The sequence below is a fragment of the Streptomyces sp. NP-1717 genome (assembly GCF_022695985.1).
Classification (GTDB): Bacteria; Actinomycetota; Actinomycetes; order Streptomycetales; family Streptomycetaceae; genus Streptomyces.
Map to the genome: position 1 here is coordinate 1 of NZ_JAAPBF010000168.1, position 15,400 is coordinate 15,400.

At 71.7% G+C, this 15,400-nt stretch carries 17 protein-coding genes and 1 pseudogene; 14 read left to right on the plus strand and 4 right to left on the minus strand.

Annotation, left to right across the window (positions count from 1 at the left end; all coding sequences use genetic code 11):
- The 13 genes and pseudogenes from GXP76_RS26195 to GXP76_RS26250 all read left to right on the plus strand — a co-directional run.
- A pseudogene (locus GXP76_RS26195) lies at nucleotides 1-492 on the plus strand (transcriptional regulator); the annotation flags it as partial.
- A 5-nt stretch (nucleotides 493-497) separates the two neighbouring features.
- Nucleotides 498-1,079: a GNAT family N-acetyltransferase gene (locus GXP76_RS26200; protein ID WP_242574066.1), complete on the plus strand. Its 582-nt coding sequence runs from the start codon at nucleotides 498-500 to the stop codon at nucleotides 1,077-1,079.
- Nucleotides 1,080-1,147: 68 nt separating this feature from the next.
- Nucleotides 1,148-1,231, plus strand: coding sequence for a putative leader peptide (locus GXP76_RS36065; protein WP_329082446.1), 84 nt, complete (start codon nucleotides 1,148-1,150; stop codon nucleotides 1,229-1,231).
- 126 nt (nucleotides 1,232-1,357) lie between these two features.
- The gene (locus GXP76_RS26205) at nucleotides 1,358-3,055 is read left to right on the plus strand and encodes a nitrite/sulfite reductase (RefSeq protein ID WP_242574067.1); all 1,698 of its coding nucleotides are present in this window, start codon (nucleotides 1,358-1,360) and stop codon (nucleotides 3,053-3,055) included.
- Nucleotides 3,052-3,228, plus strand: a complete 177-nt coding sequence (locus GXP76_RS26210; protein WP_187280134.1) for a hypothetical protein — start codon at nucleotides 3,052-3,054, stop codon at nucleotides 3,226-3,228. The genes GXP76_RS26205 and GXP76_RS26210 overlap by 4 nt, the downstream gene beginning before the upstream one ends.
- A complete protein-coding gene (locus GXP76_RS26215; RefSeq protein ID WP_242574068.1) occupies nucleotides 3,225-3,968 on the plus strand; it encodes a phosphoadenylyl-sulfate reductase in 744 nt (247 codons plus the stop codon). Before GXP76_RS26210 ends, GXP76_RS26215 begins: the two co-directional genes overlap by 4 nt.
- Nucleotides 3,968-4,513, plus strand: coding sequence for an adenylyl-sulfate kinase (cysC, locus tag GXP76_RS26220; protein ID WP_242574069.1), 546 nt, complete (start codon nucleotides 3,968-3,970; stop codon nucleotides 4,511-4,513). Before GXP76_RS26215 ends, cysC begins: the two co-directional genes overlap by 1 nt.
- Nucleotides 4,513-5,490 (plus strand): sulfate adenylyltransferase subunit CysD, encoded by a 978-nt coding sequence (gene cysD, locus GXP76_RS26225; protein ID WP_242574070.1) that lies wholly within the window; start codon nucleotides 4,513-4,515, stop codon nucleotides 5,488-5,490. The genes cysC and cysD overlap by 1 nt, the downstream gene beginning before the upstream one ends.
- 2 nt (nucleotides 5,491-5,492) lie before the next feature.
- Nucleotides 5,493-6,857 (plus strand): sulfate adenylyltransferase subunit 1, encoded by a 1,365-nt coding sequence (locus tag GXP76_RS26230; protein WP_242574071.1) that lies wholly within the window; start codon nucleotides 5,493-5,495, stop codon nucleotides 6,855-6,857.
- A 260-nt stretch (nucleotides 6,858-7,117) separates the two neighbouring features.
- Entirely contained in the window at nucleotides 7,118-8,236 is a 1,119-nt protein-coding gene (locus tag GXP76_RS26235) for an ABC transporter substrate-binding protein (protein ID WP_242574072.1), read from the plus strand.
- A 64-nt stretch (nucleotides 8,237-8,300) separates the two neighbouring features.
- A complete protein-coding gene (locus tag GXP76_RS26240) occupies nucleotides 8,301-9,092 on the plus strand; it encodes an ABC transporter ATP-binding protein (RefSeq protein ID WP_242574073.1) in 792 nt (263 codons plus the stop codon).
- Nucleotides 9,079-10,047, plus strand: a complete 969-nt coding sequence (locus tag GXP76_RS26245; RefSeq protein WP_242574074.1) for an ABC transporter permease — start codon at nucleotides 9,079-9,081, stop codon at nucleotides 10,045-10,047. Before GXP76_RS26240 ends, GXP76_RS26245 begins: the two co-directional genes overlap by 14 nt.
- Nucleotides 10,048-10,052: 5 nt before the next feature.
- Entirely contained in the window at nucleotides 10,053-10,835 is a 783-nt protein-coding gene (locus tag GXP76_RS26250) for a sirohydrochlorin chelatase (RefSeq protein WP_242574075.1), read from the plus strand.
- A 218-nt stretch (nucleotides 10,836-11,053) separates the two neighbouring features.
- Here the strand turns inward: GXP76_RS26250 and GXP76_RS26255 are convergent, their stop codons facing one another.
- From GXP76_RS26255 to GXP76_RS26265, 3 genes are all read right to left on the minus strand, one after another.
- Nucleotides 11,054-11,674 (minus strand): DsbA family protein, encoded by a 621-nt coding sequence (locus GXP76_RS26255; protein ID WP_242574076.1) that lies wholly within the window; start codon nucleotides 11,672-11,674, stop codon nucleotides 11,054-11,056.
- 278 nt (nucleotides 11,675-11,952) lie between these two features.
- A complete protein-coding gene (locus GXP76_RS26260) occupies nucleotides 11,953-12,567 on the minus strand; it encodes a TIGR03086 family metal-binding protein (RefSeq protein ID WP_242574077.1) in 615 nt (204 codons plus the stop codon).
- 181 nt (nucleotides 12,568-12,748) lie between these two features.
- Nucleotides 12,749-13,747, minus strand: coding sequence for a ketopantoate reductase family protein (locus tag GXP76_RS26265; protein ID WP_242574078.1), 999 nt, complete (start codon nucleotides 13,745-13,747; stop codon nucleotides 12,749-12,751).
- Nucleotides 13,748-13,889: 142 nt separating this feature from the next.
- Here GXP76_RS26265 and GXP76_RS26270 point away from each other — a divergent pair, with 142 nt between their 5' ends.
- Nucleotides 13,890-15,047 (plus strand): PP2C family protein-serine/threonine phosphatase, encoded by a 1,158-nt coding sequence (locus tag GXP76_RS26270; protein ID WP_242574079.1) that lies wholly within the window; start codon nucleotides 13,890-13,892, stop codon nucleotides 15,045-15,047.
- A 122-nt stretch (nucleotides 15,048-15,169) separates the two neighbouring features.
- On the opposite strand, the gene GXP76_RS26275 is transcribed toward GXP76_RS26270, so the two are convergent.
- A partial coding sequence (locus GXP76_RS26275) for a hypothetical protein (RefSeq protein WP_242574080.1) occupies nucleotides 15,170-15,400 on the minus strand: 231 nt, incomplete at its 5' end.

The window sequence follows — 15,400 nt, forward strand, 5'->3', positions numbered from 1 at the left end:
CCGTCGCTCGGCATGTGCGCCGTCGAGCCGCTGCCCGGCGGCTGGCTGCTGACCGTGGAGGAGGAGCCGCCGCCGGACGCGCCCAGCAAGGTCGTGCTGGACCTGAGCCGGCCCCGGCGCCAGTCCGTCACGGTCTCGGGGGCGGCGGGCAGCTGGGCGCAGGAACTGACCCCGCGCCACGCGGAGCTGCTGTACGTGCTGGCCGTGCGCCGGGAGGGGCGGAGCGCGGCGGAGCTGGCGGCCGACGTCTTCGGGGACCCGACGCGCACGGTGACGGTGCGGGCCGAGATGTCGCGGGTGCGGCGTCATCTGGCGGGGGTGCTGGCCCACCGGCCGTACCGCTTCAAGGAGGAGGTCGAGGTGACGGTCGTACGGCCGGAGCGCCTGGCCGATCTGCTGCCCCACTCGACCGCTCCGGCGGTGACGGACGGGCGGGTCGCGAATGACCCGCCGCGGCCGGTTTGGCCGGAAGAAGACCGCGTGGTTCCCTGACGACCATGAGCATCACTGTGACCACCTGGTCCCTGGAACAGACCTCACCGGCCGATCTGCGGCCGGCCACGGCGCCCGGCGGGGACGTGCGGATCGTCCGCTCCGAGGTCCCCTCGGCGGAGTTCAGCCGGTTCCTCTACACCGCGGTCGGCGGCGACATCCGCTGGACCGACCGGCTCTCCCTGTCGTACGAGGAGTGGCACGAGGCCGTCTCCCGGCCGGGGGTCGAGACGTGGGTGGCGTACGAGAGGGGCACCCCGGCCGGTTACGTGGAGCTGGAGGCGCAGGACGACGGCACGGTCGAGATCGTGTACTTCGGGCTCATCCCGGCCTTCCGGGGCCGCCGTATCGGCGGGCATCTGCTGTCGTACGGTGTGGCGCGCGCCTGGGACATGGCGGAGCGCCGGCCGGAGCGCACGCCGACGAAGCGGGTCTGGCTGCACACCTGCTCCAAGGACGGGGAGCACGCGATGGACAACTATCTGCGGCGCGGCTTCACCCTCTTCGACACCAAGGTGACCGAGGAGCCGGACGTGGCGGCGCCGGGGCCGTGGACCGGCGCCCACCCCACACCTCATCCCGAATAGTGGGACACTCGCGTCCACATCGTGGATCGCGGTGGACTGCCCTCAGATCCGCGTGCCAGGCTTCCCCCATGTCTACAGCTGGAATTGCCTTGGTGAGTCGGCGGCACGTCGATCTCTGCCGCATGTCCAGCGCCATCTGTCGAGCGAGCTGACCAGCACAGCTCCTGTCGCTCCTCCTCGCTCGCCCCCGCTCGACCCTCCCTCTGCGCACCGCTGCGCCGCCAGCCCCGTGTGCAGGTCAGAGCCGCCCTCCGTAGTCCCGAAGGACGTATCCAGCCATGGCCGCCATCCCTGAGAAGCCCCCTGCCGCCACGCCCCGCCGCAAGGTGAGCCGTCACCGCGGCGAGGGCCAGTGGGCCGTGGGTCATTTCACTCCCCTCAACGCCAACGAGCAGACCAAGAAGGACGACGACGGTCTCAATGTGCGGACACGCATTGAGACGATCTACTCGAAGGCCGGATTCGACTCCATCGACCCCGCCGACCTGCGCGGACGGATGCGCTGGTGGGGGCTGTACACCCAGCGCAAGCCCGGCATCGACGGCGGCAAGACCGCGATCCTGGAGCCGGAGGAGCTGGACGACAAGTACTTCATGCTGCGGGTCAGGATCGACGGCGGCCGGCTGACCACCGAGCAGTTGCGGGTCATCGGCCAGATCTCGCACGAGTTCGGCCGGGACACCGCCGACATCACCGACCGGCAGAACATCCAGCTGCACTGGATCCGGATCGAGGACGTCCCCGAGATCTGGCGCCGGCTGGAGGACGTCGGCCTGTCGACCACCGAGGCCTGCGGTGACACGCCGCGCGTGATCCTCGGCTCACCCGTCGCGGGCGTGGCCGAGAACGAGATCATCGACGGCACACCGGCGATCGACGAGATCAACGAACGGTTCATCGGCACCAAGGAGTTCTCGAACCTCCCGCGCAAATTCAAGACGGCCGTCTCGGGATCGCCGCTGCTCGACGTCGCGCACGAGATCAACGACATCGCCTTCGTCGGTGTCGAGCACCCCGACCACGGCCCCGGCTTCGACTTGTGGGTCGGCGGCGGGCTGTCGACCAACCCCAGGATCGGGCAGCGGCTGGGCGCCTGGGTCCCGCTGGACGAGGTCGCCGACGTGTGGGCCGGGGTCATCGGGATCTTCCGCGACTACGGCTACCGCAGGCTGCGCACCCGCGCCCGGCTGAAGTTCCTCCTCGCCGACTGGGGCCCGGAGAAGTTCCGGCAGATCCTTCAGGACGAGTACCTGAAGCGGACGCTCGTCGACGGCCCCGCGCCCGCGGCGCCCGTGGAGGAGTGGCGCGACCACGTCGGTGTGCACCGCCAGAAGGACGGCCGCTTCTACGTCGGCTTCGCGCCGCGCGTCGGCCGGGTGGACGGCCCGACCCTGAAGAGGATCGCGGACCTCGCCGAGGAGCACGGCTCCGGCCGCGTACGGACCACCGTCGAGCAGAAGATGATCGTGCTCGACGTGGCCGAGGACCGGATCGAATCGCTCGTGGCGGGCCTGGAAGCGCTCGGTCTGCGGGTCAAGCCCTCGCCCTTCCGGCGCGGCACGATGGCCTGCACCGGTATCGAGTTCTGCAAGCTGGCCATCGTCGAGACCAAGGCGCGCGGCGCCTCGCTGATCGACGAACTGGAAGCCCGCATCCCCGACTTCGACCAGCCGATCACCATCAACGTCAACGGCTGCCCCAACGCCTGCGCCCGCATCCAGGTCGCGGACATCGGTCTCAAGGGCCAGCTGATGCTCGACGGCGACGGCAACCAGGTCGAGGGCTACCAGGTGCACCTCGGCGGCGCGCTCGGTCTGGAGCCCTCGTTCGGCCGCAAGGTCCGCGGTCTGAAGGTCACCGCCGACGAACTCCCCGACTACGTCGAGCGCGTCCTGACCCGCTTCCAGAAGGAGCGCGAGAGCGACGAGCGCTTCGCCACCTGGGCGGCCCGCGCGTCCGAGGAGGCGCTGTCGTGAGCGAACGCGCCGCCCCGTTCCACTGCCCCTACTGCGGTGACGAGGACCTGCGCCCGAACGAACAGGGCCACGGCGCCTGGGAATGCGGGGCCTGCAACCGGGCCTTCCAGCTGAAGTTCCTCGGGCTGCTGACCCGTGGCCTGACGACGGACGACGGAGGGGAACGGATATGACGACTCTCACCGGGACCGGCGCACAGACGGCCGACGACAAGCGGGCGGCCGACGAGAAGGCCGCCGCACTCAGGGACCTGGCCGAACGCGCGGGCCGCGAACTCGAGGACGCGTCCGCCCTGGAGATCCTGACCTGGGCCACCACCACCTTCGGCGCGCGCTTCTGCGTCACCTCCTCCATGGAGGACGCGGTGGTCGCCCATCTCGCCTCCCGCGCCCTGCCCGGCGTCGACGTGGTCTTCCTCGACACCGGCTACCACTTCCCCGAGACGATCGGCACCCGGGACGCCGTCGCCGCCGTGATGGACGTCAACGTCATCACGCTCACCCCCCGGCGGACGGTGGCCGAGCAGGACGCCGAGCACGGCCCCGAGCTGCACGACCGCGACCCCGACCTGTGCTGCGCCCTGCGCAAGGTCAAGCCCCTCGAAGAGGGCCTGACCGCGTACGACGCCTGGGCGACGGGGCTGCGCCGCGACGAGTCGCCGACCCGCGCGAACACCCCGGTCGTCGGCTGGGACGACAGGCGCCGCAAGGTCAAGGTCTCGCCGATCGCCCGCTGGACCCAGGAGGACGTGGAGGCGTACGTAGCCGAACACGGCGTCCTCACCAACCCGCTGCTCCAGGACGGTTACGCCTCCGTGGGCTGCGCACCCTGCACCCGCCGGGTGCTGGAGGGCGAGGACGCCCGCGCCGGCCGCTGGGCCGGCAACTCCAAGACCGAATGCGGGCTGCACTGATGAGCCGTACCGAGCAGGGCGCGACAATCTGGCTCACCGGACTGCCCAGCGCGGGCAAGACCACCATCGCCGTCGAACTGGCCGGCCGGCTGCGCGCCGAGGGCCACCGCGTGGAGGTCCTGGACGGCGACGAGATCCGCGAGTTCCTCTCCGCGGGGCTCGGCTTCGGCCGCGAGGACCGGCACACCAACGTGCAGCGGATCGGCTTCGTCGCCGAACTGCTGGCGTCGAACGGTGTCAAGGCTCTGGTGCCGGTGATCGCCCCGTACACCGACAGCCGCGAGGCCGTACGCAAGCGCCACCAGAGCGAGGGGACCGCGTATCTGGAGGTGCACGTCGCGACCCCGGTCGAGGTGTGCTCCGTACGGGACGTGAAGGGCCTGTACGCCAAGCAGGCGGCCGGCGAGATCAGCGGTCTCACGGGCGTCGACGATCCCTACGAGGCCCCCGAGGTGCCCGATCTGCGGATCGAGTCGCACACGCAGTCCGTGCAGGAGTCCGCGGCGGCGCTCCACGCGCTGCTCACCGAGAGGGGTCTGGCCTGATGACCACCACCGTCGCATCCGTCACCGGCGGAACGGATGGCAGCGACCGCGGCGAGGGGGCCGGGGGCGCGGGCGAGGCGCCGTACGCCCTGAGTCATCTGGACGCCCTGGAGTCGGAGGGTGTGCACATCTTCCGTGAGGTGGCGGGCGAGTTCGAGCGGCCGGTGATCCTCTTCTCCGGCGGCAAGGACTCCATCGTCATGCTGCACCTGGCGCTGAAGGCGTTCGCGCCGGCGCCGGTGCCCTTCACGCTGCTGCACGTCGACACCGGTCACAACTTCCCCGAGGTGCTGGCCTACCGCGACCGTACGGTGGCCGAGCACGGGCTGCGCCTGCACGTGGCGTCCGTGCAGGAGTACATCGACGCGGGGACGCTGCGCGAGCGACCGGACGGCACCCGCAACCCGCTCCAGACGCTGCCGCTGACGGAGAAGATCCAGGCCGAGCGGTTCGACGCGGTCTTCGGCGGTGGCCGCCGCGACGAGGAGAAGGCGCGGGCGAAGGAGCGGGTGTTCTCGCTGCGCGACGAGTTCTCGCAGTGGGACCCGCGCCGCCAGCGCCCGGAGCTGTGGCAGCTCTACAACGGACGGCACGCGCCGGGCGAGCACGTCCGGGTCTTCCCGCTGTCCAACTGGACCGAGCTGGACGTGTGGCAGTACATCGCACGCGAGGGCATCGAACTGCCGGAGATCTACTTCGCGCACGAGCGTGAGGTGTTCAACCGCCACGGCATGTGGCTGACGGCCGGCGACTGGGGCGGCCCCAAGGACGGCGAGCCCACCGAGACCCGTCTCGTGCGCTACCGCACCGTCGGCGACATGTCCTGCACAGGCGCCGTCGACTCCGACGCCACCACGCTGGACGCCGTCATCACGGAGATCACCGCCTCCCGCCTCACCGAACGCGGCGCCTCCCGCGCCGACGACAAGATGTCCGAGGCCGCCATGGAAGACCGCAAGCGCGAAGGGTACTTCTAACGATGACGACCACCGGGCACCCGGCAGCGGACCAGCTGGCCGAGCAGTTGTCGGCCACCACTCTGCTGCGCTTCGCCACCGCCGGTTCCGTGGACGACGGCAAGTCCACGCTGGTGGGGCGGCTGCTGCACGACTCGAAGTCCGTGCTCACCGACCAGTTGGAGGCCGTCGAGCGCGCCTCGCTCGGCCGCGGCCAGGACACCCCCGACCTGGCGCTGCTCACGGACGGGCTGCGCGCCGAGCGCGAACAGGGCATCACCATCGATGTCGCCTACCGCTACTTCGCCACGCCCCGGCGCCGGTTCATCCTCGCCGACACCCCCGGGCATGTGCAGTACACCCGGAACATGGTGACCGGCGCCTCCACCGCGGAGCTGGCCGTCGTGCTGGTCGACGCGCGCAACGGGGTGGTCGAGCAGACCCGCCGGCACGCGGCGGTCGCGGCCCTGCTGCGGGTACCGCACGTGGTGCTGGCCGTGAACAAGATGGACCTCGTGGAGTACGCGGAGCCCGTGTTCGCCGCGATCGCCGAGGAGTTCACCGCGTACGCCGCCTCGCTGGGCGTCCCCGAGGTCACCGCGATCCCGATCTCGGCGCTGGCCGGGGACAACGTGGTGGAGCCCTCGGGACACATGGACTGGTACGGCGGGCCGACCGTCCTGGAGCATCTGGAGACCGTCGCCGTCAGCCACGACCTGTCCGGCTGCCCGGCCCGCTTCCCCGTCCAGTACGTGATCCGGCCGCAGAGCGCCGAACACCCCGACTACCGCGGCTACGCGGGCCAGATCGCCTCCGGCGTGCTGCGCGTCGGCGAGGCCGTGACCGTGCTGCCGTCGGGACGCACCAGCACCATCGAGGGCATCGACGCGCTCGGTGGGAGCGTCGACATCGCGTGGGCGCCGCAGTCGGTGACGATCCGGCTGGCCGACGACGTGGACGTCTCGCGCGGCGATCTGATCGCGCCCAGCTCCGGTGTCCCGGCGAGCACGCAGGACGTCGAGGCGACCGTCTGCCATGTCGCGGACCGGCCGCTCACCGTCGGCCAGCGGGTGCTGCTGAAGCACACGACCCGCACGGTGAAGGCGATCGTGAAGGACATCCCGTCCCGGCTCACCCTGGACGACCTGTCGCAGCACCCCGCGCCGGGCCGGCTCGTCGCCAACGACATCGGCCGGGTCACGGTCCGCACGGCCGAGCCGCTGGCGCTCGACGCGTACCGCGACTCGCGCCGTACCGGCTCCTTCATCCTGATCGACCCGGCCGACGGCACCACGCTGTCGGCCGGCATGGCGGGCGACTCGTTCGCCGCCGAACCGCCGCCCGCCCCGGCCCGGGACGCCGCCGACGACGAGGGCTGGGACTTCTGATGCCCGTCGAGATGGTGGACGCGTTCGCGACGTTCGCGAAGGAGGGCGGCCGGGTCGGCAGCGGCGCCCTCGGCGCGGGGACCGGCGGGGTGGCGCGATGTGCGCGCTGACGTACGCGCACCGCACGCGCGCCCAGAGCACCGGCGAGAGGGCCGTGTCACGCCCGCCACATCTGTTCCGCCGAAGACCTGCCGACCTCCCGGCCACGCCGCCTCGTCACCGAGGGACGTGAGCACGGGCCGACGAGAGGAAAACCTCCCGTGCCAGCCACCCGCACCGTCCGGCGCCGCCGGCGTACCGTCGCCGCCGTCGCGGCCCTGCCCCTCCTCGCCGTGGTACTCGGCGCCTGTGGCTACGGCTCCGAGAGCGAGAAGGACGAGAAGGCCGCCCCCGCCGCCAAGGGCGAGAAGACAGGCGGCCTCGACGAGGTGAAGATCGGCTACTTCGCCAACATCACGCACGCCACCGCGCTGGTCGGTCTCCAGGAGGGCCTGATCCAGAAGGAGTTGGGCGGCACCAGGATCAAGCCGCAGGTCTTCAACGCCGGCCCCTCGGAGATCGAGGCGCTCAACGCGGGCGCGATCGACATCGGCTGGATCGGCCCCTCCCCCTCGATCAACGGCTTCACGAAGTCGAAGGGCCAGAACCTCCGGATCATCTCCGGCTCCGCCTCCGGCGGTGTCTCGCTCGTCGTGAACCCGGAGAAGATCAAGTCCCTCGACGACCTCAAGGGCAAGCGCATCGCGACGCCGCAGCTCGGCAACACGCAGGACGTGGCGCTGCTCAACTACCTGTCGGAGAAGGGTCTGAAGGTGGACACCAACACCGGCAAGGGCGACGTCACCGTCATCCGGCAGGACAACAAGCAGATCCCCGCCTCCTTCGAGTCCGGTTCGCTGGACGGCGCGTGGGTGCCCGAGCCGACCGCGTCGAAGCTCGTCGCGGGCGGCGGTTCGGTGCTGCTGGACGAGAAGAAGCTGTGGAAGGACGGCAAGTTCGTCATCACGAACGTGATCGTCTCCCAGAAGTTCCTCAAGGAGCACCCGGACGTCGTCGAGGCGGTGCTGCGCGGCTCGGTGAAGACGAACGCCTGGATCAACGAGAACCCGGACGAGGCTAAGGCCGCGGCCAACGCCAAGCTCAAGGCGGACTCGGGGGCGGCGCTGCCGCCCGAGGTGATCGACCCGGCCTGGAAGAACGTCGACATCACCGACGACCCGCTGGCCTCCACGCTGAGTGTGTCGTCCGAGCACGCGGTGAAGGCGGGCCTGCTCGAAGACCCGCTGCTCGACGGCATCTACGACCTGTCGCTGCTGAACAAGGTGCTGAAGGCGGACGGCGGGCCGGTGATCGACGACGCCGGTCTCGGCGCCGAGTAGGCCGAGCAGCGCATCAGTTGTCCGACCCGACCCGCAACCGGATCGCCCCCAGGAGGTGTGACTCATGGCCACCGCACTCGTCAAGCCGGCCGAAACGGTCGACACGCGGCCGTACGCCACCCGTCTCGACCACGTGTCCAAGTCGTTCGGCCGCCCCGGCGGCCGGCAGCTCGTGCTGGACGACGTCAGCATCGACGTGGCGCCCGGCGAGTTCGTGACCCTGCTGGGGGCGTCCGGCTGCGGAAAATCCACCCTGCTCAACCTGGTCGCCGGGCTCGACCTGCCGTCGGCGGGGACCATCGACGTCCCCGGCGGCCGGCCCGCGCTGATGTTCCAGGAGCACGCGCTGTTCCCGTGGCTGACCGCGGGCAGGAACATCGAACTCGCCCTGAAGATGCGGGGCATGCCGAAGGCCGAGCGGCGCGGCGAGGCCGAGCGGCTGCTTGAGCTGGTACGGCTGAAGGGCGCGTACGGCAAGCGGGTGCACGAGCTGTCCGGCGGTATGCGCCAGCGGGTCGCGCTGGCCCGCGCACTGGCGCAGGACAGCCAACTGCTGCTGATGGACGAGCCGTTCGCCGCGCTCGACGCCATCACCCGGGATGTGCTCCACGAGGAGCTGACCCGGATCTGGGCCGAGACGAACGTGTCGGTCCTGTTCGTCACGCACAACGTCCGCGAGGCGGTGCGGCTCGCGGAGCGCGTGGTGCTGATGTCGTCCCGGCCGGGGCGGATCGCGCGGGAGTGGCGTATCGACATCCCGCAGCCGCGCCGGATCGAGGACGCCGCCGTGGCGGACCTGTCCGTGGAGATCACCGAACAGCTGCGGGGGGAGATCCGCCGACATGGCCAGCACTGAGACCGGGGCTCCCGGAGCCGCCGGGGCGTCCGGGACCGCGGACGCGTCCGGGGGCGACGCCTCCGGCACGAAGCCGCCGAAGAGCCAGAAGGTGTCCAAGGAGGATCTGGCGGGCCTGGAGGCCGGCCTGGACGCCCTGGAGACCAGGACCGCCGAGCGGGTGTCGCTGGGCAGCGTCCTGCTCTCCAAGATCGTCCCGCCGCTCGTGGCGGTCGTCCTGGTGATCACGGTCTGGCAGCTCGCCGCCGCCTCCGATCTCAAGCCCGACTACGTACTGCCGGGGCCGCTCGACGTCTGGCACTCCATCGAGAAGATGTGGCTGGACGGCACCCTGCTCGGCTACATCTGGACCAGCATCTCGCGCGGCGCGCTGGGCTTCGCGGTCTCCGTCGCCATCGGTACCCCGCTGGGGCTGCTGGTCGCACGGGTCAAGGTGGTACGGGCCGCGATCGGACCGATTTTGTCCGGCCTCCAGTCCCTGCCGTCCGTGGCCTGGGTGCCCGCGGCGATCATCTGGTTCGGCCTGACCGACGCCACCATCTACGCGGTGGTGCTGCTGGGCGCCGTGCCGTCCATCGCCAACGGCCTGGTGGCGGGCGTCGACCAGATCCCCCCGCTGTATCTGCGGGCCGGGCGGACCATCGGCGCCACCGGCGTCAACGGCATCCGGCACGTCCTGCTGCCCGCCGCGCTGCCCGGCTATCTGGCAGGCTTGAAGCAGGGCTGGGCGTTCTCCTGGCGTTCGCTGATGGCCGCCGAGCTGATCGCCAGCTCACCCGACCTCGGTACGGGACTCGGCCAGCTCATGGAGAACTTCCGCACCTACAGCGACATGTCCGGTGTACTGGCCACGATCATCCTCATCCTGATCGTCGGCATCGGCATCGACCTGTTGTTCTTCTCGCCCCTGGAGCGTCGCGTGCTGCGCAGCCGCGGCCTCCTGGTCAGGAGCTGATCCCCGTGTTCCGCAACCCCGCAGGACCGGCGCCCGGCAGGCCGGTGCTCGTGGTCGTCGCGCACGGCAGCCGCGACCCCCGGCACGCCGCGACCGTGCACGCGCTGCTGCGCCGGGTGCGCGCGCTGCGGCCGGGGCTACGGGTCGAGGCGGGCTTCCTGGACTTCAACACCCCGTCGGTGCCGCGCGTGCTGGAGCGGCTGGAGGCGGAGGGCGTACGGGACGTGGTGGCGCTCCCGCTGCTGCTGACCCGCGCCTTCCACGCCAAGTCCGACATCCCGGCCGTGCTGCACGAGGCGCGGGCACGGCTGCCCCGGCTCTCCGTACGGCAGGCCGACGTCCTCGGCCCGTCGTCGCTGCTGGCCCAGGCACTGGAGCGCCGTCTGTACGAGGCCGGGCTCCGGCCCGGCGACAAGGGCTCGACCGGGGTCGTGCTGGCCTCGGCGGGCTCCTCCGACCCGGAGGCGATCGCGGTGATCGCTCATGTCGCGCGGGAGTGGCGGCGCACCGGCTGGTGTGCCGTGCGACCCGCGTTCGCCTCCGCCTCCCTGCCGCGCACCGAGGACGTGGTGCGCGAGCTGCGGGCGGACGGGGTACGGCGGGTGGCCGTGGCCCCGTACGTGATCGCGCCAGGCCGCCTGCCCGACCGCATCGCGCGGGGCGCGCACGCGTCGGGGGCGGACGTACTGGCCGATGTACTGGGCCCCGCACCGGAGTTGGCGCGGCTGCTGGTGCGGCGGTACGAGGCGGCGAGGACCACCGGGCGGGTCGCGGCGCTGTCGGCCTGACGGCCCGGGTGCTGCGTTCCGGACCGGTCCGGCGGATCCCCGGGGATCGGCCAGGACCCGCCGCGGAGCGGCCGGTCTCACGTGGCGCGGTGCACCGCAAGGCGGCGTACCGGTCTCGTACCGGACATGCTCCGCCGGCTCCGACGATGCCGCGAGGTGCCGTACCAGGCGTTCCGGGCCCCTGAAGATCCGCCGGACCGGCCGTGGCCGACAGGCGTTCAGCCGAAGTCGAGTCCGCCGGTGCGGGTGCGCTTCAGCTCGAAGAAGTCGGGGTGGTTGGCGAGCACCCGGAAGCTGTCGAAGAGCCGCCCGGCCTCCTCGCCGCGCGGAATCGCCCGCAGGACCGGGCCGAACCAGACCGTTCCGTCCACATGGATCGTCGGGGTGCCGACGTACGCCTCGGCGGCCGGGTCCTTGCCCGCGTCGTGGCTGCGGCGTACGGCCTCGTCGTACGACGGGTCGTGGGCCGCGTCCGCGAGACCGGCGGGCAGCCCCAGCTCGGCCAGCGCCCCGGCGGCGACGGCGTCGAAGTCCTCGTCCTTCCGCTCGTGGATCCGGGTACCGAGCGCGGTGTAGAGGTCGCGCAGGACACCGTCACCGTGCTGCTCGGCGGCGGCCACGGCGACACGGACGGGCCCGATGGAGCGGTTCACCAGATCGCGGTACCAGCCGGGCAGTTCGTTCCCGGCGTTGTGCAGGTAGAGGCTCATCACATGGAAGCGCAGGTCGAGCGGGCGCTCCCGTTCGACCTCCAGCATCCAGCGCGAGGCGATCCACGCGAAGGGGCAGGCGGGATCGAAGTAGAAGTCGACGGTGGTGCGGTGTTCCTGATCGCTCATAGCACCGAGGCTAGGGCCTGTCTTCAAAGTAGCGCCGTCCGCCCGCAGGGCGGGGCCCGCGGCGGCTGGTGCGGTGCATCGCAAGGCGGAGGACCGGCCTCGTACCGGGCCGTACTCGGCCGAGTCCGACAACGCGGCGAGGTGCCGTGCCAGGCGTCGCTGGCCAGGCGGGACTTTGAAGACAGGTCCTAGCCCGACGGTGGCCCCGCCCGACGGGCCATTCGTACGGCGATCGGGTGGGCCACTCGGCGGGGCACGGCGGGCTTCGCGCGTGTGCGTCAGGCCGTCCAGCCCGGGTCTCGGCCGCTCGCCGCGAGTGCCCGGTCGAAGGTCCCCGCCGCCGCGGGAAGCGGCACGGGACCGGCGAAGCCGTCGTACTTCCGGTACATCTCGGCGTACTCGTCCACGACGCCGAGCACGAACGCGGCGGCCTCCTCGGAGAGTCGGAACTCCTGTCCCGTGGCGCGCGCCAACTCCCAGCCGTGCAGCGCCATTTCCAGGGTCATCAGGGTGCCGACCGAGACCGCCGGGGTGGCTCCGGCGCCCTCACCGATCTCGCCCTCCCACACGGCGGGATCGGCCCAGGCGCCGACCGCGCGGCCGAGCGCGGCTCGGTACCGCTCGGGCCAGTCGGCGTCGGCGGTGAAGTCGCGCGCCGTGAGCGCCTCGGGCATCTCGGTGCGCCGGGCCCGGTGTTCGAGCCCGTGCGAGGTGTGGAGCACCAGGTGGTTGACCAGGGTCCGGACGTCCCAGTCCGCGCTGGGCGTGCGGTCCGCGAGGCGTTCGGCGGGCACGTGGCCCGCGATCCGGGCGGCCTCGGCGGCGCACTCCCGCATGGCGGGGTACACGGCGCCGAGCGGGCCGCCCGTCTCACTGCTTGTGTCGCTGTTCATGGAGCCCACGGTAGGAACGGCGCCGGGTGCCGGTCTTGAAGAAAGACGACAGGGCCGCAAGCCGGTCGCCACGCCGGCCGCTACGCGCGGAACGCCCCCTCGCTCTCACTGCTCACCCGGCTCGGATAAGCCCATGTGCGCGACATTCCGGAGGACAGCCGCGGCGGCGGCACGAGCCGTCTCACGCACCGGCGTCGATGATCCGCAGCAGTTCGCCGACGGGCAGGGAGCCCGCCGGCCGGCGCTCACGGGCGAAGGTGTTGGCGACGCGCTGAAGGGCCTCGTTGATCGGCGTCGGCACACCGTGCAGGCGTCCCAGCAGGACCATCTCGCCGTTGAGGTAGTCCGACTCGATCGTGCCGGTGCCCCGGCTGAGGCTCTGCCAGGACGAGCCGGCGCGTCCCTCCGGTACGGAGTACGGGTCGAAGCTCATCCTGCTCCGGACCTCCTCCTGCTCCTCGCCGCTGACGTACTCGACTCCGGCCGCCGCGAGTACGGCGCGGCCCTCGGCGAGCGTGCGGGCGGCGAGGTCACGGGCCTCGTCGCCGAGGATCCGGCCGGTGACCGCCTCCACCGCGTTGGCGAGGTTGGCGATCAGCTTGCCGTACTTCCAGCGCATCGCGTCCGCGACGACCGGAGCCAGTATCCGGGACTTCTCCAGGTCGGTGGCGATCCGGGCGGCGGTCTCGTCGGTGCCCGACGGGTAGCGGCCCAGATGCAGGGTCCCGGTGTACGGGGTGCCGCCGGCCGAGACCACGCCCGGCTCGACGTGGGTGGCGGGCAGCCAGACGCACATGGCGTACACGTGCCGGAAGCGGCGCAGGGCGAGCCGTTCGCTCTCCACCCCGTTCTGCGCGCAGACCAGCGGAAGCATCCCCGCGGCGGTCCCGCCGCCGGCGACCGGCCGCGCGGCCCAGGCGTCCAGGGCCGCCGTGCTGTCCTGGGTCTTCACGGACAGCAGCAGGACGTCGTCCGGGCGCAGATCGAGTTCGTCGGGCCGTTCGACGACGGGCAGGCGGTGCACCCGGGTGCCGTCGGGCGTGGTCAGTCGCAGACCGTGATCGCGCAGGGCCCGGTGGTGCGCGCCGCGTGCCACGAGGACGACGTCGTGCCCCGACTCGGCGAGCCGGCCGCCGATACTGCCGCCCACGGCGCCCGCCCCGATGATGATGTAGCGCATCCCGACTCCGTTCCGTTCGACCGCCGGTTCGATTCGTGCCGAGCATAGATCCCGCCCGGGACGGCTCCCCGGGCATTCGATCCCGGCGCTCGGCCCGCGCCGCCCACCAGGCAGGATCCGCTGGTCGCTGTACGGTGAAAATATGCCGTCCGTCGACGCGCAGAGGCGCGACTCAGAGGATCTGTGGCGCGGACCGGGGGCCGTGGTGGCCCTCGCGATCGCGATTCTGCTGCTGGTTCTCGCCGCCGATGTGCTGGGCGGGTACAGGATCCGGCTGGGCGGCATCATGCTGGCCCTGCCCGCTCTGGCTGCGGTGTTCACCGGCCCCCGTGCGGTGGCGGTCATCGCCGTGGCGATGATGCCCGCCTATGTCGTGACCCTCGCCGAGAACCACCGCCTGACCTTGGCGGACGCGCCGGTCGCCATCGCGACGGCGGTGGTCATCAGCGCGGCGGCGGTGGGCGCGGCGGCGGTGCGGGAGAGACGGGCGCGCCAGCTGGCGCAGTCACGCCGGGTGACCGCCCAGACGCAGGCGACGCTGCTGCGTCCGCTGCCGCCCCGGCTCGGCCCGATGGAGATCTCCTCGACGTATCTGGCCTCCGACGCGGAGTCCACGATCGGCGGCGACCTGTACGCCTGCGCGATGGTCGACGGGCGACCACGGGTGATCGTGGGGGACGTCCAGGGCAAGGGACTGTCGACCCTGGAGATGGTGCTGTTCGTGCTGAACGCCTTCCGCCGGGCCGCCTGGCAGCGTGTCGCCCTGCCCGATCTGCCGGGCTTCCTCGACGACGCGGTACGCCGCGAACTTCAACTCGCCAGGGACATGGCACACGAGAGTGGCGACATCACGCAGGAACCCGAGATGGGGCGGCGGATGCGGGAGTCCTTCGTGACCGCCGTCGTGGTCGAGGTCGCCGAGGACGGCGGGGAGGTGAGGCTGGTCAACTGCGGGCACCCGGCGCCGCTCCTCCTGCATGACGGGACGGCTCGGGAGCTGCCGTCCCCGGAGCCCGCGCTGCCGCTGGGACTGCTCGGTCTCGACACCGACCCCGTACACGTCGAGAGTCACCGGATGGAACCGGGCGACACCCTGCTGCTCTTCACCGACGGCCTCGTCGAGGCCCGTGACGAGGCCGGCGACTTCTACCCGCTCACCGAGCGCGTCGGCCCCTGGGCCGGCCATGCGCCGGAGGCGCTGCTCGACGCCATCCAGACCGATCTGCGGCACCACGCCGTCCTCGATGACGACATCGCGATGGTCACCCTCCGCCGTTCCACCGCCCCGCAGGCCGGATGAGCCCCGCGCCGCCGCCCTCCGGTCGCCGACCCGGTCATGCCCACATGCCACCCGGTCCGTCCGGCCGGGCGAACATCGCCTGACGTGGCACCGGTTGGTGACCTAGGATTCCCGCATGGCTGTCATGTCGCGCCTTTCGCCGCGCCGCTGTTGTTGTCGCTGACGCCTGCTTCCGCGTTTCCCCGCGCCGTCCCCGGCGCCTTTCGCCGCGCCGTTCCCGGCCGTTCCTTTCCGGTCTCCCGTTCCCTCCCTCCTCCGAGGAGCCCCGCGATGACCCCTGCTCGCCGTTCCGTGCTGAAGCTGCTCGCCGCCGCGCTGATGACCACCGCCGTCGCGATGGCGACCGGCGCGTC